The sequence below is a fragment of the Streptomyces scopuliridis genome (assembly GCF_042790125.1).
Taxonomy (GTDB): domain Bacteria; phylum Actinomycetota; class Actinomycetes; order Streptomycetales; family Streptomycetaceae; genus Streptomyces; species Streptomyces scopuliridis_A.
Window position 1 is genome coordinate 205,325 of sequence record NZ_JBHTZS010000012.1, and the last position, 25,092, is coordinate 230,416.

Here is a 25,092-nt window from a genome sequence, read left to right on the forward strand (position 1 = left end):
GTGGGACGCTGGCTGTCATGGACGAACTGATACGGCGGCGGGTGTACGGCGCCGACCACGACGACCCGGACCCGGGGCCCCGGCCCGGCCATGTCTACCGGGAGCTGATCGCCGGCCCGCTGGACGGCCTGCTCCTCGATGTCACCGGCTGGACGGCCGGACAGCTGCGGGAAGGCGCCGCGCTGCCCACGGAGATCGGCGCGCACGGACCGGGGGGCCACGCACTGTACGGTCCGGGCCCCGCCGACCCGCGGCTGTGGGAGTGGCAGGGCGACACCCCCTGAGCCGCCCCGCCCTCCGGGCCTCCGACCCGCGCCCCTTCCTAGGGCCTGTCTTCAAAGTCCCGCCTGCCCGGCGACGCCCGGCACGCACGCTCGCGGCGTTGTCGGGATCACCCCAGTACGTCCAGTACTGGGGAGACCCTCCGCCTTGCGATCGCACGCACCGGACGCCGCCGGGCCCGCCCTCCGGGCGGACGGCGCTACTTTGAAGACAGGCCCTAGAACGAGTGCGGGTCCACCGTCCCGGTGACCGTGCCGGCCAGGAGCCGGCGCAGCGCGGAAGCCGGGGCGGGGCGCTCCTCGCCCGCCGCCCGCCCGGCCGCCGACGACGGACCGGGGGAGGGGATCTCGTAGTCGGCCCTGAGCTCGTACCGGATGGGCAGAGCACGCGGACCCCGTACGAACGGCGAGGAACGCCAGGGGAGTTGATCCACCGGCACGGCCAGTTCCAGCACCGCGAAGTGTTCGAACAGACACTCAAGGGCCAGGGTGGTGAGGGTGGTCGCGAGTTCCCGCGCCGGGCACTGCCGGGGGCCCGCGCCCCAGGCGAGATGCGCGCGCGTGCTGGTCGCCCGGTCCGGTGACGCCCCGGCCGCCGCGCGCAGCTCCGCGTGCGTGGCGGCGGTGGCGATCCACACCGGCTCGCCCGCCCGGATGACGTACCCACCCAGCCGCTGGTCCCTGAGCGGGAAGCGCGGCATGAAGTTGGCCAACGGAGGCTTCCGGAGGACGACATGGTTGACGGTCTCGCGGATCATGCCCGCCGACAGGCTCGCGCGGGCCAGGCCGTCGCCGGTGATGATCTCGACGACGGCGTTCGCGATGAGGATGCCCGCGTGGTCGGAGATCATCTCCATGAGCATGGTGAGTTCGTGGGCCAGCTCCGAGGAGGTGAGCCGGGGCTGAGCGGCCAGCAGGTAGGACGGGAAGTCCTCGCCCGGCCGGCGCCGCTTCTCCTCGGCGAGCGCTTCCATGGCGGTGTGTACACGCCCGGCGGCCACGGCCGAGTCCGGTCCGGCGTCCAGGATCCGCCAGATGTCCATGAGGGTCCGCTCGCTCTGGGATCCGGAGGCGCCCAGCAGCTCGCCGGCCACCATCAGGGGCAGCGGCCGGGAGAACCGGGCGGCCAGATCCGCCGTACCCGACCGGCCCTCCCGGGCGAGGAGCAGGACGAGATCGTTCGCGGTCCGGCGGATGTCGTCCTTGAGCCGGCGGGTCCGCGGATGAGCCGGGTCCTGGAAGGGCTTCAGCGCCGCGTCCCACGCGGACCGGTACCCGGCGTGGCCCGCTCCGCCGCGCGCCATCGTGTTGCCGGCCTCCAGCGCGGGAGCGACCGGCCAGTCGTCGGGCACGCGGCCTTCGTTGCGGGCGCGCCAGTGCTGCATGCCTTTCGGCCACATCGCGTCGTTCTGGAGGACATGCAGGGCTTCCTGGTACCCGAGCACCAGCCAGACCGGTACGCCCAGCAGATCCACGGGAGCCACCGCGCCGTGTTGGCGTCGTAAGCGCTCGTGCACGGCCTCCGGGCGGTCCTGATACTCACGCCCGAGCAGGGGCTCCGGCGTCAGTGACTCCAGAGTGATGTCCGGGGGGTGTCCCCCGCTGACTCGTTCCACGCCGGTTTCTTCCACTCTTCCCTCGGGGCGGCTCACCGCACCGGTGGTCGACTGGCGGCGCGGCGAACTGCGCGGCCCTCAACAAGCACGTACGCGAGCCCGGTTCGATGTGATCGCTCCCGGTCGCCCAGTCGCGGTACACGGTGCTCCGGCAGGGCCTCCTTGCCAAGCCCGGCAACATCAAAGGCTTGGACAACAAACGGCCACCGGTCGCGTTCGGGTCGCGTTCCGGCTGTCTTCCGGGCGCTCCCCTCCGTACGGCCGTCCCGCAGCGCAGAGTGGTGACATCACCGGCCCCGGACGCGGGCAACGGCGTTACGGTGAAGAGCCACTGACGGTACGTCACTGGCGAGCCCCGGCAGGGAGGATCGCGATGACGGAGATCCACAGGATGGACCCGGTCGAGCGGGCGCGGCAACTCGCCGACTGGGGGATAGCGCTGTCCGACCGCTTCCTGAGACTGGGCGACCATACGGCCGGGTCCGATCCCCTCGCGCCCGACCGGGTACGGGAGAAAGCCAGTCAACTGGCCGTGCAGGAAGCACGCGACGTGCTGCTGGAGGCCGACCGGGAGCTGCCCCTCGACGATCCCCGCCGCCTCCGCCTGGACGTCAGGCTCGGCAGCGTACTGATGATCCGGCACGTCCGGTTCGGCGGTGAGGACGAGGAACGGGAGATCGCGCTGACGGTGTTCCGGCGCGTCCTCAACACCGCCCGGCCGGGCACCTGGGACCACGACTACGCCCAGCTGTGGCTCGGCTGGTTACTCGTCTTCCCCGCGATGCCCCGGCAGTTGAGGCTCGGCGACCCCGTCGACTTCGAGACGGTCCGGCGATGGATGCGCGACCCGCCGAACGAACGCGCGGTGCGGGCGCGGCTCGCCGCCAATCTCGACGCGTCGATCCCCTACCTCCAGCACAGCAGCGAGTGCCCGCGGTGGCCGGAATCCGTCAGGGGCCCGCTGAAGCTCCTGCTCGGGCTGGTGCCGATGCTGCGCGTGGTACTCGGACAGCCCTTCGACCCACTGTCGCTGATGAGATCGCTGCCCCTGCTGCAACAGGGAATCGGGCTGATGCCCAAGGGCGCGGCGAACCGGACCGAGCTCCAGGGCTTCGCGCGACTGGCCGCCCTGGAGGTGTCCCGCCACACCGACGGCGCGCCCGGTGAGACCGGCCCGGCGCTGGAGGCGGCGATCGACACCCTTCCCCCGGGACACCTCCTGCGGGACGCGCTGCTCGGTGAACTGGCGCAGGAGTATCTGGAGCGGGCATCGGACTCGGGTACCGACGAGGATCTGGCCGCCGCGTCCGCCGTCCTGGCCAGGGCGAGGGCGGAGATCACCGCCGACAGCCCGTGGTACGACTCCGTACTGGATCTGCTCGGCTCGCGGACGTTCCTGGAGGCGCTGCGGCACCGCTCCCCGGATCTGGTGGACGAGGCGGTCGTGGCCGGGGTGCGCGCGCTGCTGCACTGGCGCCCCGAGGGCGCGCCCGCTCCCCGGGCCGTCCCACTGAACGGTCTGTCCGAAGCGCTGGACGCCGCGGACGAGATGCTGGAGCGTACGGCCGGGCTCGCCACGGAGGACTCCCACCCCGGCATGGCCCATCTCCAGGTGGGCGGTTCGCTGATGCTCCGGGCCGTGATCTCCGGAGAGCCGGAGGACAGCAGGCGCGCCCTGGCGCATCTGCGGCGGGCCACCGAACTGATCCCGGCGGAGCACGCCGTCGCTCCGGCGGCTCTGGCGATGCTGGGAGCCACGCTCGACTTCCAGTATCTGCGGCACGGCACACGTCAGGACTCGGAGACGGGACGGATCTTCCTGGACCACGCCACCGGCGCGGCGATCGCGCACCGGCCCTGGAAACGCCCCGCCGGCTACCAGAAGTTCGGTGAGACCTTCCGGGCCCTCGCCCTGGGGCTGCGCGCCAACGAGATGGGTGACGGCGCGGCGGAGGCGCTGGCCGAACTCCGGACCATCCTCGGGAACGACGGCTCACCCCTGTGGCCCTCGCCGGTGAACATCGCCACGGCCGCCGGCGTGCTCGGACAGGCCGTGATGAACCAGAACTGGGACGAACTGCCCGCCGCGCTGGACCTGCTGGAGGAGACGGCACTCGGTGACGCCGGCTCCATTCCCTGGCTCCAGCCGATGGCGGCCTCGTTCGCCGGGCTGGCCGCCGTGGTGCGAGGGGCGGTGCACGGGGACACCGCCGAGTTGCGGCGCGGGACGTCCCTGCTGGAAGAGCTGATGGCGGACGAGTCGCGGCTGCCCGCGGACGTCCGCCTCATGGGCCACTCCGTCCTCGGCTCGGCCAGGCTGCTGCTGAACCTGCTCAACGACGATCCGGAGGTACTGGCGACGGCGCTGCTCGGTCTGGAACGCGCCCGGGAGCGGATGGGCCCCGATACACCGCCCATCGCGGCCGTGGCCGTACTGGACGGCCTCGCCGACGGATACCGGCGGCGCGGTGATGCCGCGGCCGGCGATCCCTCCGCCGCGGTCGACGCCGGTCTCGCCGTGATCCGGACCGTGGCCGCGGAGGTGATGCTCCAGCGCGGCGCCCACCACGGACTGCTCCCTGCCAGGGGCGCGGCGCGCAGGGCCGTAGGCGTCGCGCGCTGGAGCCTGGAGGACGGGCATCCGCGCACGGCCGTGGAGGCGCTCGAACTCGGGCGGGCGCTCGTACTGCGGGCGTCGACCACCGCGACCGACGTGCCGGACCGGCTGGTGGCGGCCGGCCGGCCGGACCTCGCCGACCGCTGGCGCGAGCACGTACTCGACAGCCCGGCGCCGGTGCTGCCTCCGGCACCCGTACGTCCTCCGGCGCCCCCGGTTTCCGGGCCCGCGTCGGGGTGTGTGTCCGAGGGCGTGCCGGACGCCGTCGTGACCGAGAGCCTGCGCGGTACGGTGCGGCTGCTCCTCGAACAGGGCATGCCCGGCGGGGAGATCCCCAGCGAACTGCGGCGGGAGGCACTGGGCGTGCTCGCCGAACACGACGGCCGGCACAGCCTGCACGAGGCGCTCACCCCCGCCGCGCTCGGGAAGTCCCTCGCCGAGGTGGACGCCGACGCCCTGGTCTATCTGCTGGACGGCCCCGAGGACGGTGAGGACGGTGACGCCCCCGGCGGCGCGCTGCTGGTGGACAGGGACGGCCGCGTCGTCCACGTACCCCTGCCCGGCCTGGCCCAGCGGGCCTGCGGTCCGCTCCGCTCGTACATCGCCGCCCGCGTCGCGTTCTCCCGGGCCCGCGGCGCCGAGCGCGAAGGCGCCGGAACCGAGTGGCGGGCCGCGCTGGAGCGCCTCTGCGACTGGGCGTATCCGGCGGCCATGGGACCGGTGCTGGACGAGATCGCGACCTGGGACCGGGAGCGGGACAGCGGCCGGGGCCGGGACAGCGGCCGGACGCCGCATCTGGTGCTCGTGCCCTGCTCCACCCTCGGTGTGGTCACCTGGCACGCGGCCCGCACCCCGGCCCCCGGCACCGGCACCGATACCGGTGACGCGACGGGGCACCGGTATGTGATCCAGGACGCCGTGGTGTCCTACGCGGCCAGCGGCAGGCAGTTCGCGGAGGCGGCCGGACGCGGCCAACTGCCGCCCGCCGACGACCCCGTCATCGTTCTCGACCCCAGCGGCGACCTCCTGTGGCCGGTCCTGGAGGCGGAGGGCATCCGCGACGCCCACTACCCGCGGGCCCGCATCCTGGGGGCCGAGACGGAGACGGCCGAGGAACACGCCCGACTGCCCGAGCGCGTACTCGCCTGCCTGCCCGGCAGGGGTGAGCCGGGAGCCTCCCTCCTCCATCTCGGCTGCCACGCCGACACACGAGAGGTCCCGCTCGATTCGGCCCTGCTCTTCGGCGAGACCAGGGAGAGCGAGCGTGCCGCGCGGACCGCGCTGACGCTCCCGATCTCCCGGGTGCTCGAACGGGCGGCGGGCCGTCGCCCCGGCAGCCCCGGCGGTCTGGTCGTACTCAACGCCTGCCTCAGCGATCTGAGCGAACGCGACCACGACGAGGCGCTCACACTCGCCACCGCGTTCCTCACCGCGGGAGCGACCGGTGTCGTCGGCTCGCGCTGGAACGTACCGGACCGGCCCAGTGGCCTGCTCATGACCGTGTTCCATCACCATCTGTCCCAGGGCGTCACCCCCGCACGCGCCCTGCGCGCCGCGCAGTTGTGGATGCTCGATCCGGAGCGCGCCCCCGTCCCCGGAATGAGCCGGCTGATGGCCGCGCAGGTGCCCGACGCCGAACACCTCCACATCCACGCCTGGGCCGCGTACACCCACCAGGGACGCTGACCCCCGACCGTCCAGCCGGAGTTGACGCCGATGAGCATGGAAGACCTGAACAGGATCGTGGCGGACCATCTGGCCGAACTGGTCGCGCGGCTGGACGCCGACGGCCGGGCCGAAGTCGCCTCGCTCCAGGCCCGGATGCGGGCCGCCAGTGACCCGAAGCCGTACGCGAGGCGTCTGCTGCTCGCTCTCGCCGAGGCGCTGCCGCCCGAGCACCCGGTGGCGCTGGCGATCCTGCGGCAGGCCAACTGGCGCGCTCCGGACGTACTGGACCGCGCGGCCATCGACGCCGAGGCGGCGGCCCTCCTGTCCCTCGCGGGTCTCTCCTTCGAGCCCGAGCCCGCCATGACGACGAACGCCATGACGACGAACGCCAGTACGGCGAACGCCGGTACCCCCGCACCCGGGCCCGCCGCGCTCATGGACCTCGTCCGGCGGCGCGTGCTCGCCACCACCCCCGTACTCAGCGAAGACGAGGCACGCGCCCTCGGGCGCGACGGGGTGGCGCGCGACCTCATCCGGCTGGACGGGCCCCGCGGGGCGACGGCCGTCCCCCGCTTCCAGTTCGAGCCCTCGGGCCGGCCCCGGGAGGTGGTGGTACGGGTCAACCGGCTGCTCGGCGCCGACCGCGACCCGTGGGGCGTGACCGCCTGGTGGCTGGCCACGAACGTCTGGCTGGGGGACCCGCCCGCGGATCTGCTGGGCACGGACCGCGACGACGATCTGGTGGCGTGCGCGGGCGTGACCCTGGGGGAGGACTGACATGACCGCTCAGGCCCTGCCGGACGTACCGGTCTTCCCCCACGCGCACACCGTCCCCGCCGGGACCGTGCTGTGGCGGGTCCATAAATCCACCCGCGCGGTGACGGAGTTCAACCCCCGTCCCGCCGATCCCTACTTCGGCGGCTCGCGCTTCGACGGCGTCAGCGAGAGCCCGTATCCGTTCCTGTACGCCGCCCCCGACCCGGCGACCGCGCTCGCCGAAGTGCTGCTGCGCGACCGGGACTTCGACATGAGGCTCGGGGTACGGGTGATCCTCGGCCATGAGGTCGCCGAGCGGACCCTGTCCGCGCTGGAGGTCACCGAGGACCTGCGGGTGGTGTCGCTGTGTTCGGCGGTGGAGCTGGCCGCGGTGTGCCAGGACGGCTGGCTCGTCGAGGCCGACGGCCCGCAGTACGCCTTCACCCGCCGCTGGGCCCGGTACTTGCGCGACCGCGCCCCCTGGGGCCAGGGCCTGCGCTGGCAGGCGCGCCGCAACCGGCCCCTGGAGTCCCTGATGTTCTTCGGTGACCGCCGCGCCCCCGACGCGCTGAAGCCCTCGGCGACACCGGCCGTCCCGCTGGGAACGCCCGAGGGGACCGAGCATGTCAACGAACTGCTGGCGCCCCTGCGGGCGGTGATCTTCCCACCGGTCCCACTGACCCCGCCAGGACTGCCGGTCCCACTGATCCCACCAGGACTGCCGGTCCCACCGGTCCCGCCGGTACCGCCGTTCCCGCTGTCCGGCGACGGCTCGCCGGACAGCGCCCACGCGGCCGGGTAGCCGGGGCCCGGGACGGCCGGGACGACGCCCTCGCTCGTCCGGCCCGCCTCCTGATTCGTCCGCCAGTTCGCTTCCTATTGTTCGCTTCCTTTTGTTCGGCTCCGGCGCGCGGATTCCGAACAATCTCCCTCTGGTACGGATGGACCCTCCGGACCCTTTGTGCCGCTTTGCCGGCCCGCGTGGTGACGTGGGCTCGGCGTCCGGTCCGCCACGGGGGTGCGGGCGGGTGCGACGGGGGCCGGGCGACCATGAAGACGGTGAGCGCGCGTGGGGTGTCACTCGGTACTGCGGTTGGGGCGCATGGACGATCTGAGGGTTTCGGTGGGCTGTCAGCCGCTGCCCACCGTGATGTCGCTGGTGACCGACGCGCTGGGGGTGGCCGGCCAGGGGGTGCCGGCCGCGGTGCGGTCGGCCGTACGTACGGCATGCCCGGCCGCCGCCGCACAGGCGCTGCGGCCCGCGTGCGAGGGAGGAAGCCTGTGGCTGCCGGACTGCCTCTCGCCGCGGCCCCTCGACCGGACAGGGGTACGGGCGCAGCTGGACCGGATGGCGGCGCTCGCGCCGGAGCGGCTGGCCGGTGACCTGGCGGCGGGTTTTCCCGACGGGGTTCCGGACGGTTGGCAGCGGGTGGCGGACCGGCCGCAGCCGTTCATCCGCGCGTACGTCCAGGTGATGCTGAGCGTCTGGGCCGTGTGCGCGCCCGTCTGGCGGCGTTCGCGGGAGCTGCATGACCTGGAAGCGGAACGGATCGGGATCGCGTCCGTCACGGGCACGCTGGCCGGCGTCTTCGGCGACCTCAGCTCGCGCGTCGGCTACGCGCCGGGCCTGCTGCGGCTGCCCGACCGTTCGCCCGGGGAGTGCGAGCTGCGCCAACGGCGGCTGCTGCTGGTGCCGCTGGCGTCCGGCAGCTCCGCCTCCGTGGTCGGGCTCGGCCAGGACGCGTGTGCCTGGGTCGGCTACCCCCTCCCCGGTCTGCGGGAGTTGTGGGCCGGGCGCGGGTCCGTGGAGCGGGTACGCACGGATCCGCTGGAAGCCGTCCTCGGGTGCATGCGGGCGCGGTTGCTGCGGCAGGCCCATCGCGGGCCCACGATGGGCGAGGTCAGCGCGCTGCTCGGGTGCGCGCCCGGAGCGGTGACCCATCACTGCAAGCAGCTGGAGGCGGCCGGTCTCATCCGGCGCAGGCGCCAGGGCCAGCAGGTACGGGTCAGGCTGACACGCCGGGGGCAGCGGCTGCTCGGCGCGCTGGCCGGGTGATGCGCCGGTCCCGGTCCCTGTCCTGGTCCCCGTCCTGGTACGCCTCCGCCTGGAGCCGGAACAGCCGCGCGTAGCTGCCGCCCGCCGCCTCCAGCTCGTCGTGGCCGCCCTCCTCGATGATCCGCCCCGCGTCCATGACGTAGATCCGGTCGGCGGCGCGGACATTGGAGAAACGGTGCGAGATCACCAGCACCGTGCGGTCCGCGAAGAGCGTACGGATCCGGGCGAACAGATCGGCCTCGGCCTGCGGATCGAGCGAGGCGGTCGGCTCGTCGAGGATCACGAACGGTGAGTCCCGGTAGAAGGCCCGGGCCAGCGCCAGCCGCTGCCACTGGCCCAGCGAGAGATCGGCGCCCGCGGTGAACTCCTTGCTCAGTACGGTGTCGTAGCCGAGCGGCAGTTCATCGATCACGTCCGCCGCGCCCGAACTCTTCGCGGCGCGGGCCACCGCCGACGGGTCGGGGGCGTCGAGGGGGCGGCCGAAGGCGATGTTGTCGGCGGCCGGGAGTTTGTAGCGGACGAAGTCCTGGAAGACCATCGCGGTCGTGGCGCGCAGCCGGGCCGGGTCGGGAACGGGCAGTCCGTCACGGAGGAGTGCGCCGTCATCGGGCCGGTAGAGACCGGCCAGGATCTTGGCCAGGGTGGTCTTTCCGGATCCGTTGGCACCCACCAGCGCGACGATCTCGCCCGCCCGCAGCTCGACCGAGACGTCGTGCAGGGCCGGGCGGGGCGAGCCGGGGTAGGTGAAGGTGAGGTGTTCGGTGCGCAGCGACGCGAAGGGGGTGGGGGCGGCCGTCTCCGTTGCCTTGCCGGCGCTGACATCGGCCTCGGCACGGGCATCGGTATCGGCATCGGCCTCGGCACGGGCATCGTCATCGGCGCCGGAATCGGTGAAGACACGGATGTCCTTCACATACAGCGCCGCCGCACCGATGTTGTTGAACAGATAGCCGAGCATCTGCATCCGCGTGGCCAGCAACAGCAGCGCCCCCAGCGCGGCCAGCGCGGTCGGCAGCGCGACTCCGCCGCCGCGCACCATCCCCCACATCGCGCAGATGACCGCGATGAAGACGAGATCACCGAGCACCCGGGCCACGACCTTGCGGCGGGTGTGCCGGCGCTGCATCGCGGCCGTCCTGGAGATCTCCTCCGTGTAGTGGCCGTCCCAGCGGCCCTGGAGCGTCCCGCCCAGATCCAGGGAGCGGATCTCCTTGGCCTCGTCGCGTCCGACGAGAAGACGCTCCAGATACTCGCGGACGCGCCGCCCCTCGGCCAGTTGACCGTGCAGCCGGTAGTCGGCGTCGCGTTCGTCGCGCGCCGCCTTGAGCACGGGCAGGACCGACAGCGCGGTGAACGGCAGCAGCCACCAGGTCATGACGGCGAACGCCGCCCCGACCGCCACCATGCTCAACAGCGCCTGCACCGCGCCGATCAGCGCGGTCACCACCATCACCGGCTGGGAGCGGGACGCGAACACCGCGCGCTGGAGCCGGTCGTGGAAGGCCGGATCCTCGAACCGGGCCAGCTCCGCGCGCGCCGAGCCCGCCAGTACCCGCGCCATGATGTGCCGGTCGATCTTCACCGTGAGCAGCCGCTGCCAGCCCCCGCTGACCGTACGCAGGATGCCGCCCAGCGAGGCGAGCAGGACCAGCGCGGACAGCGCGGGGATCAGCCGGTCGTTCGCCCGGGAGCCCGCGCCGTTCAGCGAGAACGCCTGCCCCAGCGTGCCGCGCAGCAGCAGGATCAGGGCGGCGAGCCCGGTGGCCGTGAGGAGCTGGACCAGGAAGACACCGGTCAGCCGCAGCCGGTCCGCCTGCCAGGCGATACGCACGACATACGCGCAGGACCGCATCAGATCGGCCGTGCGGATCCGGTCCGGCTGCTCTGCCATCGGTCAGGTCCTTTCCGAGGTGTCCGTGGAGTGCGCGAGCAGCCAGGCACCGTGTTCCCGGGCGACGGTGTCGAGGCTCTCCCGGTGGCGGAAGGTGTGCCCTTCGTACGGCAGCAGCAGGAGCCTGGCGTGGCCGCCCGTGGCGACGACGGCCCGGTACAGGGCCACCGCCTGGTCGGGCGGGGTGGCCGGATTCGTGTCCTCGCAGCCGTGCACGAGCAGAACCGGCCGGTCCAGGGCCCCGGCGAAGTCCAGGGCGCTGAAGGCCCGGTAGACCTCCGGCGCCTGCCAGTAGGTGCGCCGCTCGTACTGGAAACCGTCCGGGGTGAGCGTCCGGTTGTAACAGCCGCTGTGGGCGATCGCACCGGTCAGCCCGGGGCTGTGCGCGAGCGCGTAGAGGGCGAGGGTGGCGGCGAAGCTGTGGCCGCCCACGGCGACGGGCCCCGTACGCCCCAGCTCCTCGCGCAGCGCGCGCGTGGCGGCGTCGACCGCCCCGGTGATCTGCGGGTGAAGGTCGGCCGGGCGGGCGTCGGCCGGCCAGCGCAGCGGGAGGTCGAGTACGGCCGTGGGCGCGTCGGTGCCGGTCAGCGACGGGTGCGCGTGCGCGGACGTCGGCGAACTCCCGTACCGCCGGGCGTGGATCCACAGCAGCTGCGGGCCGTCGGTGCCGGGCGTGATGGGCAGCAGACGGGGACCGTCGGGGGCGGACGCCGGGAAGAGGTCGGTACCGGCGGAGGATGGCGGCCGTACGCGGCGCACGTGCCGTGAGGGGAGCGGCCGGGGGCCGCCGACAGGTGCGAGACGGTCCCCGCGCAGCGCGTACCGGCGGAGGCAGGGGCGGCTCCCGTACTGGACGGTGAGCTGCGGCAGACCGTCCCGGACGGCGGCCCAGCAGCGCACGGGCGAGCCGTCGTCGGGCTCCGGGGGCACGGACACCAGCCGCGCCGCGGGTCGCTCGCGGTCGATGACGAGCAGGCCCGCGCGCCCGTCGGCCGCGTACTCCACGGCGATCGCGTCGGCGCCGCCGTACACGGCGGCCCATGGGCCCAGGCGTGCGCCGGGGTGGTCGAGTTCCGGCGGCAGGGGGACGAGGCGGCTGGTGTGCCCGGTGGTCAGCCGAAGGCCGTGACGGTGGCGGCTGATGGCCAGGGGCTCTCCGCCGGAGGTGAGAGTCCGCCACCACAGCGGCGCGTCCCCGGGGTCGTGCGGGACCGTCAGCCGTGCGTACGGGCGGGCTGGTCGTACGGACGTCGGCAGGGGCGCGCGCAGGTCGATGACGGTCCCTCGTTCCGGTACGCCGGCGGCGACCGCGAGTGTGTCCTCGCCGTCACCGGACCAACGTGCGGTCCGCGGTACCTCCGACCACCCGTCCGAGTCCGGCAGGTCCGTCTGTACGACGGCCCGCGACCAGCGCAGCGCGTCGTCCGTCTGCCGGACGGAATCGTCCGTGCCGACGGCATGGTCGACAAGCAGACGGCGGCCCGTCGGTGAGGGCTCCAGCCCGCCGATGAGCAGAGCTGCGGGAGCGGACAGGACGCGGAGCGCGCCGGTGGCCGGGTCCAGTACGGAGACGGTGGCGGCGGCGAGGCCCGCCAGCTCGGAGAGGCCGGGCAGGAAGACGACATGGCCGGGCCCCGACGCCTCGCACACCACCGGTCCCCCTACCTCCGCCGGACCGGCCGACGGCGCCCGGGGCGGCTGCGAGGGGGGCGTCAGCAGCGCCAGCTCCCGGTCGCCGCACCATGCGAGGCAGCGGCGACCGCGCCCGTGCGGGGTCAGTGACAGCGCGGCGCGTACCCGCTCATGGACGGTGATGCGCCGGGTCGCGTAGTCGGCGGTCCACGGGTGCACCGTGCGACCCCGCTGAACGAGGCCCGCGACCAGCGGCAGCGTCGGATGCCAGGCGAGTCCCGCCGCCGGCAGGGTCCGCAGGGGCAGCGGCCACGGACGCGGATCGCCGTCGCGCCCCAGCGCGATCCGGGCGTGCCGGGAGCGGCTCGGCGCGAGACCGGTGAGATCCGGGTCCACCGACAGATTCCGCCAGTGGACCGTCGCGGGGTTGTAGTCGGACACGGGAGGCCGGGCGGGGGCGGTGAGTACCGCGTACGCGGTCAGATCGGGCCGTGTCTCCACGGTGTCCCGTTCACCGTCGTCCGTGGTACCGGGGACGGTAGCGGTACGAGGCCGAGACCGTATGCCCACGTCGACGCCCACGCCCACGTCGCTCTTCACGTCCACGGCGGACCGCGGCTCAGGCGGCATGCGCCGGTTCCGGCCCGGTGATGGTGATGGTGTCGATGAGCGCCTTCACCGCGCCGATGCCGGACACCGGGGCCCGTACCGGCAGCCCCGCCGCGTCGACCGCCGTGGCGCACGGCACGGACATGTCGGCCATCTCCGGGGGAAGTTCGCTGCCGCTGCTCACGACGGTCGTCTCGACGCGGGCCCGGCGCACCGGCTCCATCGTGCCCAGCAGCTGCTTCAGCGCCCGGCAGGCGGGACAGTTGTCCGAGACGTACAGCTGTACGCCGCCGACCGGTTCGGTGGAGTGCGCCACCGCCCGCTCCGCCGCCGCCTCGGCCGTGGCCCGTCGCCGGTCGGCGACGAGTACGGCGGTGGCGGTCACGGCCGCCGCGGCCACGGCGACGACAGCGCGCAGCCGGGGCCGGGCCGGGAGGTCGGTGGTCGTCAGGACCGCCGCGGCCGTGGCCGCGAGCCCGTTGGCGCCGACATGCGACCGGCCGACCGTGGCCAGCCGGGCCGCGCCGAAACAGGCGCAGCGCTGCCCGCGCAGGGACTGGGCCACGGCGGTCAGCGCGCCGTACGTCAGCAGCGCGGTGGCGGGCGCCGCCCGGCCGGGCAGCAGCACCAGGGCGGCTGCCGCGCCGAGTTCGGCGCCGCCGGCCAGGCGCGGGCCGTGCGGGGCGCGCAGCGCGGCGGAGCGGTAGGGCCAGGCCAGCCGGTCGGCGGGCGTGAGGACCTTCGCGGCGCCGCCGGCCAGCAGCGGTCCGGCCAGCGCGGCGAGAGCGGCCTGCGGAAGTCGGGAGGGCATGGAACCTCACTTCGTATCGTCGTCCGGTCTTCCAGTCGTGCGGTCGTGCGGTCGGGTCGTGCGGTCGTGTGGTCGTCCGGTGGCACGGTCATGTGGCCATGTCGTCGGCCACCTCGTCGGTGACGACGAGCCACCGGGTCTCCAGGAGACGGCGTGCCAGCGGCAGCACCTCGGTGTCGCTCGCGTCGAACCCGCCCTTCGTCAGCAGGCGTTGGAGGAGACCGGCGTCGTGTTCGGCGCACTCGGCGAGCGCGAGCGTGCGCTCGTCGATGAGCACGGCGCCGCCGAACGGCAGCCCGGTCAGCCGGACGCCGGGCGCGAGAGCGACGCTGAGCGCGGGAGGGGGTTTCTTGGCCACGGTCATCAGCCCTTCAGCAGCCAGCGGTCGATCCACAACAGCCTCAGCAGCGGCAGCGCGTGATCGGCGCGGCCGGGTCCCTCGCGGAGCAGGCCGGTCACGACGGCCACATCGATCAGCCCGAGGTCGGCCAGCGCGCACTCGCGCTCCAGCTCGGCGATGATCTTGTCGCTCTCGCGGTGCAGATAGGCGGCCGCGGCGAGGCGCAGACCGAACGAGGACGAGGCCCGGCGCAGCCCGCGTACCCGGTGCCCGGCGACGACGCGGACGAGCGGCTGGTGGTTACGGAAGACGCCGCCGGCGATCCGGCCGAGGCGGTCCGCCGGCAGCGTCGCCACCGCTCCCAGGACGCCGGGGTGGAGCGCGGGAAGCACGAGCCCGTCGTGGTCGGCGGGTACGCGCTCGGTCATCCCCGCGTCGGCCCGTCCCAGCAGCGTCCCGAGGAAGTCCAGATGGTCCTTCCAGACCGACAACGACGCCTGCTGGACGGTCTGGAGCGCCACCCGGCCCGTGGGTGTCATGCCGGGCAGATCCCGTCGGCCCAGTGGGGGCGGGGGCGGCGGTCCGCCGACGGGCTGGGCGTCCTGGGCGTCCTGCCCGGCCCCCGCTCCCGCCCCTGCCGCCGGCCCGCTTGCCGCGCCGCTCGCCGCGTCGTGGACGACGCCCTGCTCCAGCAGGCCGGCCGCCTCGCTCAACGACCGGAGCGTGCCGACGAGATGGAAGGGTTCGCAGGTCAGCAGACGCCAGTCGCGGGGCCCCCTGTCGGCCTCCGGCAGCTTGGCCGAGACCAGGTCCTCCAGGAGTGTGCCCGCGACGAGCGGTCCGCCGCCGGCCGCGCGGGCCAGCCGGGCGGTGAGCCGGCGCGGGAACTCCACATCCGGCAGTGGTGGCATCAGCCCCCCGGTGGGCACGCTGTGGTGATCCAGCAGCTCGAACACATCGACGGGAACGTGACGGGTCGTCAAGTCATCGATGAGCGCCGGAGCTTGCCGTTGACCCGGCAGACTGAGCGCCGCGTGCAGCAGCGCCGGACGGTGCCCCGCCGAGAGCGCGGCCACCGCCAGAAAGGCCGACGACAGGCCGCCGCTGTAGGCGATCGCGTACCCCTCGGGCAGCCCCCGCAGCACCTCGGCGACCGCCCGGGTGAGATCAGTGGTCCCCACGGGCAGTACGGGCCGCCGCCGGCTGACGGTGACGCCCCCGGAGTCGACCCGTACCCGCGTCCCCAGCGCCAGCCGGCGTACCCCGGGCAGTGGAGTGGCGTCCGGGGGCGGGGCCAGACCGTGCACCAGGGCGAGCAGGGTGCCCGGCTCGGGTACGGGCCGCTCCCGGCCGGTCAGGAAGTCGGCCGGGTCGTGGCTCCACTCCAGTCCGCCCGCGCCGACGCGATAGTAGACGGCGGGCCCACCGGGCTCGTCCCGGCTGAGCAGGAACCCGTCGCCGTCGCTCACCGCAGCCGTGTTCACCATGCCGCTGCCTCCCCTTCCTTCCCGGCGGTGCGGAGCACCTCGGTGTACTCCTCCCGTACCGGCAGCGAGGTCGTCAGGACCGCGCCGCCGCACTGCGCCCACGCGTAGAACCCGCCGGGTGCCACCACCGGCGCCGTCTCCCTGCCCAGGTGGAACGAGGCCGGGTAGCCGAGGCCGCGCAGGCCCGCCGTGATGAACAGCGCGTCCTCCACCGGATCGAGGAATCCGACCGAAAGCCGCTCGGCCACCCGCAGTCGGGCCACCGCGCGCGCCGCTCCTCTCGGAGAATTTCTGGCCCGGCCGTGCACGGGAGGCCAGTCGAGCGCGTAGGTGCCGTCCCCGCGCCGGGACGACTCCACGAATTCCCGTGCCGCCCGGGCGGATTTCCAGAGTTTCCACATGATTTCAGTCGCCCCCGGTTCCCGCCTGCTCGAAGGAATGGACGGAATACGGCCCCCGCCTCCGCCCCGCCGCCTCCGCCGGGCCGTATGCGACACCTCTCGGCGCGCGCCGGCCCGGCGGAGGCGCCGCATCACCCGCGTCCGGGCATCAGCCCTGCAGGTAGCAGTGGAACCATTCGCAGATCAGGCCGTGGCAGCACTGCGAGTCCCAGGCACAGGACTCATAGCGCGGAACACAGGCCTCTTCGACGGCGGTCGTCTCGGTGTGCAAGTGCTGCTGCAAGCCGTTTCCGGAAAGCCGTTCGGAAAGTGACGTCACAGACATGAACTCTCCCCATTTCGGTTTCTTGGATGGCTGGTCGGCCAGCCCCGAAAATGACGGAACCATACTCGTCCGGCTCGTTCAAGACGCTTTTTGTATTCCGCGTCCACCGCATGGGAAGAAGTATTTCGCAAACATTTCAAAGGAGTTGAAAGGGATCCGCCGGTCCGGGGCGGGCGGCTGCCACTACCGGCCGCCGTGCACCGCGCCCCGAGAGGCGTCCTGGCGCGCCGCCGTCGCGTCCAGTTCGGCCAGGATGCGCTCGCGGTCCTCGTCCAGGGCCGGTACGCGATCCATCCTGGGCTCCCGGCCCGCGAAGGTGACGGGCGGCAGGAGCGCGTCCAGCGGCCCCACCGGGGAGTCCACCGTGCGCCAGCGGTTCCGGGCGGCGAGCTGCGGGTGGTCCGCGAACTCCGTCACGTCCCGCAGCCGGGCATGGGCGATCCGGGCCGATTCGAGGCGCCGCTCGGCCTCGTCGGCGCTCAGCGTGGCGAAGCGCGCCTCGATCCGGGTGCGCAGCGCGTCGCGGTTCTCCACCCGCAGGGAGTTCCGGGCGAAGCGCGGGTCGGCGGCGAGGCGGGGCGCGTCCAGGACCCATGTGCAGAAGTCCTCCCACTCGCGCTCGTTCTGGACGCCGAGGAAGACACGCACCCCGTCGCGGGTCGCGTACGGACCGTAGGGGGCGATGGCGGCGTGCTCGGCGCCCGAACGCGGCGGCTGGACGCCGCCGTAGCGGGTGAAGTAGCCGGGGTAGCCCATCCACTCGCCGAGCGACTCCAGCATCGACACCTCGAAGGCGCCGCCCCGGCCGGTGCGTTCGCGTTCGTAGAGCGCCGTGAGGATGCCGCTGTACGCGTACATCGCGGCGGCGATGTCGGCCACCGGGATGCCGATCTTCGCCGGCGCCTCCGCCGTACCCGTCAGCGACATCGCCCCGGACTCGCACTGCACCAGCAGGTCGTACGCCTTCTGGTCGGTGTAGGGGCCGCCGGTGCCGTAGCCGGAGATGGCGCACACGACGAGCCGGGGATGGGCGCCGGTGAGGGTCGCCGCGTCCAGGCCCAGACGCCCGGCCGCGCCCGGGGCGAGATTCTGTACGAACACATCGGCGCGCTCGACGAGCCGCCGGAGCACCGCGGCGTCCTCGGGCCGCTTCAGATCGAGGGCGATGGATTCCTTGCTGCGGTTGAGCCAGACGAAGTGGCTGGACATGCCCCGGACCGTCTCGTCGTAGCCACGCGCGAAGTCACCGGTCCCCGGCCGCTCCACCTTGATGACGCGGGCGCCCAGGTCGGCGAGCTGGCGGGTGGCGAACGGGGCCGCGACCGCCTGCTCGACAGAGATCACGGTGATGCCGTCCAGTGGGAGCACGGGAGGTCCTTTCGAACGGGGCCGGGCGGGTCCGCCCGGCCGGCCCCGCCCGTAGGCGGGCGACTGGGGTCACCAGGAGGTTATGCCTCGGTCACAGCGGCCACTGGGCCATCGCGCCGGGGCCGCAGGAGAATGATGAGGTGACCGCGGAACCGGCGACCCCGAAGCTCTCGGGCCAGACCGAGCGCGGCGACGAGATGCGCACCCCGTTGCGCGACTTCCTGCGTACGGAGACGGGCAGCGCGGCCGTTCTGCTCGCCGCCGCACTCGCGGCGCTCGTCTGGGCCAACGCGGGCCCGGGGACGTACGAGGAGTTCTGGCGGACGGTGCTCTCGGTCCGTATCGGCTCGGCCGGGATCTCGCTGGAGCTGCGCGAGTGGGTGAACAGCGGACTCATGACGCTGTTCTTCTTCGTCGTCGGCCTGGAGGCGCGCCGCGAGTTCGACATGGGGGAGCTGCGCGACCGGAAACGGGTCGCGCTCCCGGTGATCGCCGGCGTCAGCGGAATGCTCGTACCGGTCGCCGTCTTCCTGGCCTTCAACGCCGGACACAGCTCGGGGCACGGCTGGGGCGCCGCCATGTCCACGGACACGGCGTTCGCGCTGGGCCTGCTCGCCGTCTTCGGCACCCGGCTGCCGCGCGGGCTGCGGGTCTTCCTCCTGACCGTCGCCGTCGTGGACGACTTCGTGGCGCTCGGTGTGATCGCGGTCGCCTACAGCGGACGTATCCATGTGCTCGCGCTGGTCGTGGCCGTCCTGCTCTTCGGGCTCGTCCTGCTGGTGCGGGCCGCGGGGGTGCGCCGGGGCGCGGTGTACGGCGTGCTGGCGGTGGCCATCTGGGTGGCGATGCTGGAGTCCGGGGTGGACCCGGTCGTGACCGGTCTGGCGATGGGGCTGCTGACCTTCGCGTACCCCGCCTCGCGCAGCGATCTGGAACGGGCGACCGGACTGTTCCGGCTCTTCCGCGAGCAGCCGACCCCGGAGCTGGAACGAACGGCGCGGCTCGGGATCGCCTCGGCGATCTCGCCGAACGAACGGCTCCAGCGGATGTACCACCCCTGGACGAGCTATGTGATCGTGCCGGTCTTCGCGCTCGCCAACGCCGGTATCACCCTCAGCGGAAGCCAGCTGGCACGGGCCTTCGAGTCGCCGATCACCCTCGGCATCCTCTGCGGCTATGTGCTGGGCAAGCCCCTCGGTATCGTCGGCGCCGCGCTGCTGACGACCCGGCTGAGCCACGGCCGGCTGCGCCCGTCGGTCGGCTGGGGCGCCACCGCGGCCGGCGGCACCATCGCCGGTGTCGGCTTCACGGTCTCGCTGCTGATCGCCACCCTCGCCTTCGACAGCGCACAGCTGGAGCAGGCCAAGATCGGCATTCTCGCGGTGGTGATCTGCTCGTCCGCCGCCACCTGGCTCGTCACGCGCGTCATCGGAGCGCTGCCCCGGGCGCGCCGGATCCGGGCCCTGTACGGCAGCGCCGAGCAGATCGTCGATCTCTCCGAACCGGTGGACCCGGACCGCGACCATGTGCGCGGACCGAGGGAGGCACCGGTGACCGTGGTCGAGTACGGCGACTTCGAATGCCCGTACTGCGGACAGGCCGAACCGGCGATCCGCGCGTTGCTCGCGGGTTTCGGGAACGTCCGGTACGTCTGGCGCCATCTCCCGCTCACCGACGTCCACCCGAACGCCCAGCTCGCGGCCGAGGCCGTCGAGGCCGCGGCGGACCAGGGCGCCTTCTGGGAGATGCACGATCTCCTGCTCGGCCGCCAGGACGCGCTGCGGGCCGCCGATCTGATCGGCTACGCGGAGGAGCTCGGGCTGGACCGCGACCGGTTCCACCGCGATCTGCGGGCGCGTGCGGGGGCGTCACGGGTCGCCGAGGATGTCGAGAGCGCCGATACGAGCGGTGTGTCGGGCACCCCGACGTTCTTCGTCAACGGGCGGCGCCACCACGGCGCGTACGACATCGACGCGCTCACCCTCGCCGTGCGCGCCGCCAAGGCACGCGCCGTTCTGGGCGAGTCCTCCTGACCGTTGGTGGTCAGGTCTTGAGGAAGTCGAGCAGCGTCGGGTTGACGATCTCCGGATGGGTCCAGGCGATGTTGTGCGGGCCGTCCTCGATGGGCACGAACGTCAGATCCTTGATCATCCCGGGAAGCCGCTCGGCGGTGTTCGGGTAGGGAAGGATGCGGTCGGCCGTCCCGTGCATCAGCAGGACCGGTACGTCGATCCCCGGCAGATCCTCGCGGAAGTCCGTCAGCCAGGTGTCGACACAGGCGTAGGCGGCATGGGCGGAGGCGGCGACGGCCGTGTTGAAGCTGCTCGCCCACGCCTGGTCGCTGATGCGGGTGCCGCGGTACACGTCGACGTTGTAGAAGTTGTCGAGGAAGTCCTTGAAATAGGCCGGCCGGTCGGTGACCACGGCGTCCTTGATCCCCTCGAAGACCGAGCGGTCGACGCCCTCGGGGTTGTCGTCGGTCTTGAGCAGGAACGGCGGGATGGCGCCCATCAGCACGGCCTTGCTGACCCGTCCCGAGCCGTACGTACCGAGATAGCGCGTGACCTCGCCGGTGCCCATGGAGAAGCCGGCCAGCACCACATCCGGCAGGCCGAGGTGGTCGAGGAGGGAGTTGAGATCCGCGGCGAAGGTGTCGTAGTCATAGCCGACGACGGGCTGGCTGGAACGGCCGAAGCCGCGCCGGTCGTACGTGATGACGCGATGCCCCGCCTCCAGCAGCACCCGCTCCTGCTTCTCCCACGAGTGTCCGTCGAGCGGGTAGCCGTGGATGAGGACCACGGGCGGTCCGCTGCCATGATCCTCGTAGTAGATGTCGATGGAGCCGGAGTTTTCCTGCCCGACGGTGACGAATGGCATGAGAGAACCCGCTTTCTTTTTTCTTGGTTTCTCTGCTTTATGTGCGCAGGGCCATACCCCTTTACGTGCGCAGGGCCATACCCCGCCTTCCCCCGCCTCCCCTGACTTCCATGAAACCCCGCCCTGTGTACCGTCGCCACTGGGGCACGGGCGCCCCCGGCCCGCCCCGGATACCTTCTAGCCAGGCCCGCCGTCGCCCGGCGGCTGATGTCCGGTCAGGATGACGCGTACGTCGTCGGCCTCCGCGAGACGTCTGATCATCAGCAGCGCGGCCAGGCTCGCCGGGTCGTCGCCCGTCATGGTGGGGCCGCAGTGCAGCTCCAGCCGGCTCACACCCCGGTGGGTGCGCAGCAACTGCCGTACGGTGTCCACCACTTCGTAGGACGTCTCGTCGTCCATCGGGCCGTCGAGTCTGATCTCGACCGTGTCGGACCGGGGTGTGGTGACGACGATGGTCAGCGGATCAGGGGGAGAAGAGGTCATAGGGGCATACCGGGGGTCCTGGCGAGGTGGTTCCCGGCACTGCGGTCCAGCACCGTGGTCGTATGTCAACGGTCCTCCTCCCGGGCGCCGCGCGCAATCCCCTCCAGGGAGGATCCACCCGCGAGTGAACGGGGTCTGACCTGGCCATTGTTCAGGGCACAGCGCGCCGCCGATGGCCGCGCCCACCCGGCGTCCCGGACGTACGTGACGCCCTTCACGAAACCGGTGGGCATACCGACGGCGTGGAAGGGCATAAGGGGATCCGAGAAGGGGGTCCCCTATCGCCCTCACCGGTGCGCTGGGCAGGAGCTATGAACGAACGGTCCATTATCGGTACCGCCCTCGCGGCCCTCACGGATTCCGTGCGGCCACTGCGCAAGGCCGCCGAATTCAGCGGGGACCCCGGCTGTATCGCCCAGGCCAGGCAGCTCGCGGTCCGGTTTCTGCAGCAGCTGGAGGCGGAGTGGTTCGCAGTGCTCGGCGAGCGCACGGCCGGTGATCTGCTGCTGGTCGTCAGCGAGCTGGTCACCAACGCCGAGCGGCACAGCCATGGACCGTATCTGCTGGAGCTGGAGGGCACGGACCGGCAGGTGCTCGTGACGGTGTACGACAGCAGCTCGACGCTCCCGCACCGTTACGACCGGGACCCGAGCCGGCTGGGCGGTCACGGGCTGGAGATCGTTCACGCGCTGGCCGACCGCCTGGGCGCCGAGCGGGTCCCGGTCGGCAAGCGCGTCCAGGCCGTGTTCGACCTTGAGCGCCGCCGGGTCTCGACCTGACGCGGGCGCCCGGAAGGGCGTCCCAAGGGGCCGGCGGACTGTCCGCCCCGCCCGATCCGCCCCGTTGACATCGCTGTACGCCCATCCTACGTTTCTCGCGGAAAGCGCTTGCTATCCGCTCGCGCAGAAGATCCAGGACGCAAGAGTTCCAGGAGTGCGAAAGGGAGTGTTCGCGACGTCTCCGCGCAACCTGACAGAGCGCAACCTGACAGACCGGCGGATCCGCGCCGCCGTCATCGGCACGGGAGGGATCGCCAGGGGAGCGCATCTCCCGGCCCTCCGCGCACTGCGCGACGAGATCGAGATCGTCGCCGCCTTCGACATAGACGAGGAGGCCGTACGGACGTTCTGCGCCGACGGCGACGTGCCGCGTCCGTACACCGATCTCGGCCGCATGCTCGACGAACAGCGCCCGGACCTGGTCACGATCTGTACGCCCCCGGTCTTCCACCGTGAGCAGACCGTGGCCGCGCTGCGCTCCGGCGCCTGGGTGTGGTGCGAGAAGCCGCCGTGCCCCTCGCTCGCCGAGTTCGACGCCATCGAGGCGGCGGAGAGACAGGCGGCCGAGAAGCGGGCGGCCGAGGAGGGCGCGGGCGGCGGTGGACCGTACGCGTCGATCGTCTTCCAGCACCGGTTCGGCTCCGGCGCCCGGCACGTGCGCTCCCTGATCGCCGACCGGGCGATGGGCCGTCCGCTGGTCGCCCACTGCCAGACCACCTGGTACCGCGACACCGCCTACTACTCCGTGCCGTGGCGCGGCAACTGGGCAGGCGAGGGCGGCGGTCCCGCGATGGGTCACGGCATCCACCAGATGGATCTGCTGCTCGAACTGCTCGGGCCCTGGACCGAGGTACGCGCCATGGCGGGCCGGCTGGTGCACGACGTCGAGACCGAGGACGTGTCCACGGCGCTCGTACGCTTCGAGAGCGGGGCGCTGGCCACCGTCGTCAACAGCGTGCTCAGCCCCGACGAGGTCAGCCGCATCCGTATCGACTGCGAGCGCGCCACGGTCGAACTGACGCATCTGTACGGCTACACCAACGACGACTGGCGGATCACCCCGGCCCCCGATGTGGACGCCGTGGAACTGGCCCGCTGGCGCGATCCGGGTGAGGACGTGCCCAGCTCGCATCTGGCCCAGCTCCGTTCGCTCGTCGCCGATCTGCGGGCCGGACGCCGGCCGCGCGCCAGTGGGGCCGACGGCCGTACCAGCCTCGAACTGATCAGCGCGCTCTACAAGTCGGCGTTCACCGACACGACCGTCAGAGCCGGCGAGATCGGCCCCGGCGACCCCTTCCACACGGCCCTGCACGGCGGCGCCCCCGGCTGGGCACCACCGAGCCCCGTCCCCGTCACGGAGATTCCCGCATGACCCCATCAGGAACGCCGCACACCCTGCTCGCGCCTGACGCGGCGACGGACATCACCGCGCCCGGACTGCGGCTGGCCCACACACACGGCGACCGGATCGAGCTGCGCTCCGGCGCGGTCACCCTGCTCAGCTATGTCTACCGGCCCGAGTCGGCGTGGGAGGCCCCCAAGCCGTATCTGCATCCGCTGCGCACGCTGTCCGGCGGTGTGGTCACCGACTACCGCCCCAACGACCACCGCTGGCACAAGGGCCTCCAGCTCACCGCCTCCCATCTGTCGGGACAGAACCTGTGGGGCGGCAACTCGTATGTGCACGGCGAGGGTTACCGCGCCCTGCCGGAGCGCGTCGGCTCGATGAGCCACGAGGGCTTCGACGAGGTGTCGGCCGACGCCGGGCGCGCCGTCATCGCCGAGCGGCTGGTGTGGCGCAACCACGACGGCGACGCGTGGGCCGACGAGTCACGCCGTGTGGAGATCCATGACGTCGACACCGAGGCCGGTGCGTGGACGCTGACCTGGTCCTGCGCCGTCACCAACCGGCGCGACGAGCCGCTGCGCTTCGGCAGCCCCACCACCGCGGGGCGCGAGATGGCCGGCTACACCGGTCTCTTCTGGCGTGGGCCGCGTGCTTTCCGGGGCGGGCGGCTGCTCGGTCCGGAGCTGGAGGGCGAGGAGCTGATGGGGACCCAGGCCCCATGGGTCGCGTACAGCGGTGAGTTCGACGGCATCGACGGGCAGGCCACCCTCGTCTTCGCGCACGCGCCGGAGAACGATCACACCGGGGCCGGCGGGCAGCACCCCGCGCACTGGTTCGTACGCAGCGATCCGTTCGCGGCGGTCGCCCCCTCCTGGGCCTTCTACGAGGAACTGATCCTCCGGCCGGGCGACACACTGACCCGGCGCTGGCGGGTGATCGTGGCCGACGGCCGCTGGGAGCGCGACGCCATCGCCGACTACCTCGCGCGGCAGTCGTGGTGAGCCCGGCGGCGGGGTTCGCCGGACTTCCGGGGGCGGTCGCGGTCTCGCATCTGAGTGTGTACGACTGGGAGTCCGCCGACGGAACCTCCGGCGGTACCCCGCATCTGCATCTCACCTGCTCCGAGGCGTATGTGGTGACCGGGGGCCGGGGCGCCGTCCAGACCCTCGGCGCCGAGGGTTTCGACATCACACCGCTGGCGCCGGGGGCGCTGGTGTGGTTCACCCCCGGCACCATCCACCGGCTCGTCAACGAGGACGGGCTGCGGATCGTCGTCCTGATGCAGAACAACGGTCTGCCCGAGGCCGGGGACGCCGTACTGACCCTGCCGCCCGCGTACCTCACCGACCCGGACACCTACGCGCGGGCCGTGCGCATCCCGGACGCGGCGGAGCCCGAGCAGGCCGCCGCCGCGCGCCGCCGGCGTGATCTCGCGATCGAGGGGTTCACGGCGCTGCGTACGGCGTGGGAGGCGGGTGACGAGCGGCCCCTGCTCGACTTCCAGCGGTCGGCCGCCGCGCTGGTACGGCCCCGGGTGGCGGAGTGGCGGGCGCGCTGGGAGGAGGGCGCGGCCGAGGCGGCGCGGCAGACCGGAGCGCAGCTCGACCGGCTGGCGTCCGGTGACGCCACGCATCTGGCCGAGGCGCGGCTGCATGCCCGGCTCCCGGCGGCTCAGGGCAGGTTCGGCATGTGCGGGCGGCTGAGTACGTACGACATCCACGGCCCGGACGGTGCCGCCGGCTGACCG

Annotated in this window: 20 protein-coding genes; 10 read left to right on the plus strand and 10 right to left on the minus strand. The window is 72.8% G+C overall.

Annotation, left to right across the window (positions count from 1 at the left end; all coding sequences use genetic code 11):
• The first annotated feature begins 17 nt into the window (after positions 1 to 17).
• Positions 18 to 284, plus strand: a complete 267-nt coding sequence (locus ACFRKB_RS20625) for a hypothetical protein (protein ID WP_383107578.1) — start codon at positions 18 to 20, stop codon at positions 282 to 284.
• 215 nt (positions 285 to 499) lie between these two features.
• Here ACFRKB_RS20625 and ACFRKB_RS20630 read toward each other — a convergent pair whose 3' ends face one another.
• On the minus strand, positions 500 to 1,897 hold the full coding sequence (locus ACFRKB_RS20630) for a cytochrome P450 (RefSeq protein WP_383107579.1): 1,398 nt from the start codon (positions 1,895 to 1,897) through the stop codon (positions 500 to 502).
• A gap of 373 nt (positions 1,898 to 2,270) precedes the next feature.
• On the opposite strand from ACFRKB_RS20630, the gene ACFRKB_RS20635 reads away from it, so the two are divergent.
• From ACFRKB_RS20635 to ACFRKB_RS20650, 4 genes are all read left to right on the plus strand, one after another.
• On the plus strand, positions 2,271 to 6,200 hold the full coding sequence (locus ACFRKB_RS20635; protein WP_383107580.1) for a CHAT domain-containing protein: 3,930 nt from the start codon (positions 2,271 to 2,273) through the stop codon (positions 6,198 to 6,200).
• A 30-nt stretch (positions 6,201 to 6,230) separates the two neighbouring features.
• Entirely contained in the window at positions 6,231 to 6,959 is a 729-nt protein-coding gene (locus tag ACFRKB_RS20640; RefSeq protein ID WP_383107581.1) for a hypothetical protein, read from the plus strand.
• A 1-nt stretch (position 6,960) separates the two neighbouring features.
• The gene (locus tag ACFRKB_RS20645; RefSeq protein WP_383107583.1) at positions 6,961 to 7,740 is read left to right on the plus strand and encodes an RES family NAD+ phosphorylase; all 780 of its coding nucleotides are present in this window, start codon (positions 6,961 to 6,963) and stop codon (positions 7,738 to 7,740) included.
• Positions 7,741 to 8,040: 300 nt separating this feature from the next.
• Positions 8,041 to 8,994, plus strand: a complete 954-nt coding sequence (locus tag ACFRKB_RS20650) for a hypothetical protein (protein ID WP_383107584.1) — start codon at positions 8,041 to 8,043, stop codon at positions 8,992 to 8,994.
• Here ACFRKB_RS20650 and ACFRKB_RS20655 read toward each other — a convergent pair.
• The 7 genes from ACFRKB_RS20655 to ACFRKB_RS20685 form a co-directional block, all read right to left on the minus strand.
• Entirely contained in the window at positions 8,945 to 10,885 is a 1,941-nt protein-coding gene (locus ACFRKB_RS20655; protein ID WP_383107585.1) for an ABC transporter ATP-binding protein, read from the minus strand. The genes ACFRKB_RS20650 and ACFRKB_RS20655 overlap by 50 nt on opposite strands.
• A gap of 3 nt (positions 10,886 to 10,888) precedes the next feature.
• Positions 10,889 to 13,018, minus strand: coding sequence for an alpha/beta hydrolase family protein (locus tag ACFRKB_RS20660; RefSeq protein ID WP_383107586.1), 2,130 nt, complete (start codon positions 13,016 to 13,018; stop codon positions 10,889 to 10,891).
• 118 nt (positions 13,019 to 13,136) lie between these two features.
• On the minus strand, positions 13,137 to 13,937 hold the full coding sequence (locus tag ACFRKB_RS20665; protein WP_383107588.1) for a hypothetical protein: 801 nt from the start codon (positions 13,935 to 13,937) through the stop codon (positions 13,137 to 13,139).
• A gap of 88 nt (positions 13,938 to 14,025) precedes the next feature.
• The gene (gene adfB, locus ACFRKB_RS20670; protein WP_383107590.1) at positions 14,026 to 14,295 is read right to left on the minus strand and encodes an actinodefensin-associated protein B; all 270 of its coding nucleotides are present in this window, start codon (positions 14,293 to 14,295) and stop codon (positions 14,026 to 14,028) included.
• A 5-nt stretch (positions 14,296 to 14,300) separates the two neighbouring features.
• Entirely contained in the window at positions 14,301 to 15,764 is a 1,464-nt protein-coding gene (locus ACFRKB_RS20675; RefSeq protein WP_383107591.1) for a hypothetical protein, read from the minus strand.
• Positions 15,758 to 16,165 (minus strand): hypothetical protein, encoded by a 408-nt coding sequence (locus tag ACFRKB_RS20680; RefSeq protein WP_383107593.1) that lies wholly within the window; start codon positions 16,163 to 16,165, stop codon positions 15,758 to 15,760. Before ACFRKB_RS20680 ends, ACFRKB_RS20675 begins: the two co-directional genes overlap by 7 nt.
• A gap of 508 nt (positions 16,166 to 16,673) precedes the next feature.
• The gene (locus tag ACFRKB_RS20685; RefSeq protein WP_383107594.1) at positions 16,674 to 17,858 is read right to left on the minus strand and encodes a CaiB/BaiF CoA transferase family protein; all 1,185 of its coding nucleotides are present in this window, start codon (positions 17,856 to 17,858) and stop codon (positions 16,674 to 16,676) included.
• 197 nt (positions 17,859 to 18,055) lie between these two features.
• On the opposite strand from ACFRKB_RS20685, the gene nhaA reads away from it, so the two are divergent.
• Positions 18,056 to 19,891 (plus strand): Na+/H+ antiporter NhaA, encoded by a 1,836-nt coding sequence (gene nhaA / locus ACFRKB_RS20690; RefSeq protein ID WP_383107644.1) that lies wholly within the window; start codon positions 18,056 to 18,058, stop codon positions 19,889 to 19,891.
• 10 nt (positions 19,892 to 19,901) lie between these two features.
• Here the strand turns inward: nhaA and ACFRKB_RS20695 are convergent, their stop codons facing one another.
• Both ACFRKB_RS20695 and ACFRKB_RS20700 read right to left on the minus strand, forming a co-directional pair.
• Complete coding sequence (locus tag ACFRKB_RS20695) at positions 19,902 to 20,735, minus strand: alpha/beta fold hydrolase (protein WP_383107596.1); 834 nt, start codon at positions 20,733 to 20,735, stop codon at positions 19,902 to 19,904.
• A gap of 177 nt (positions 20,736 to 20,912) precedes the next feature.
• Positions 20,913 to 21,218: a hypothetical protein gene (locus tag ACFRKB_RS20700; protein WP_383107597.1), complete on the minus strand. Its 306-nt coding sequence runs from the start codon at positions 21,216 to 21,218 to the stop codon at positions 20,913 to 20,915.
• Positions 21,219 to 21,529: 311 nt separating this feature from the next.
• On the opposite strand from ACFRKB_RS20700, the gene ACFRKB_RS20705 reads away from it, so the two are divergent.
• The 4 genes from ACFRKB_RS20705 to ACFRKB_RS20720 all read left to right on the plus strand — a co-directional run bounded on the left by ACFRKB_RS20705 (position 21,530) and on the right by ACFRKB_RS20720 (position 25,089).
• Positions 21,530 to 21,997: an ATP-binding protein gene (locus tag ACFRKB_RS20705; RefSeq protein WP_383107599.1), complete on the plus strand. Its 468-nt coding sequence runs from the start codon at positions 21,530 to 21,532 to the stop codon at positions 21,995 to 21,997.
• A 166-nt stretch (positions 21,998 to 22,163) separates the two neighbouring features.
• Complete coding sequence (locus tag ACFRKB_RS20710) at positions 22,164 to 23,369, plus strand: Gfo/Idh/MocA family protein (RefSeq protein WP_383107600.1); 1,206 nt, start codon at positions 22,164 to 22,166, stop codon at positions 23,367 to 23,369.
• Positions 23,366 to 24,346: a DUF6807 domain-containing protein gene (locus ACFRKB_RS20715; RefSeq protein ID WP_383107601.1), complete on the plus strand. Its 981-nt coding sequence runs from the start codon at positions 23,366 to 23,368 to the stop codon at positions 24,344 to 24,346. Before ACFRKB_RS20710 ends, ACFRKB_RS20715 begins: the two co-directional genes overlap by 4 nt.
• Positions 24,340 to 25,089, plus strand: coding sequence for a cupin domain-containing protein (locus ACFRKB_RS20720; RefSeq protein WP_383107603.1), 750 nt, complete (start codon positions 24,340 to 24,342; stop codon positions 25,087 to 25,089). Before ACFRKB_RS20715 ends, ACFRKB_RS20720 begins: the two co-directional genes overlap by 7 nt.
• The last annotated feature ends 3 nt before the right edge of the window (positions 25,090 to 25,092 follow it).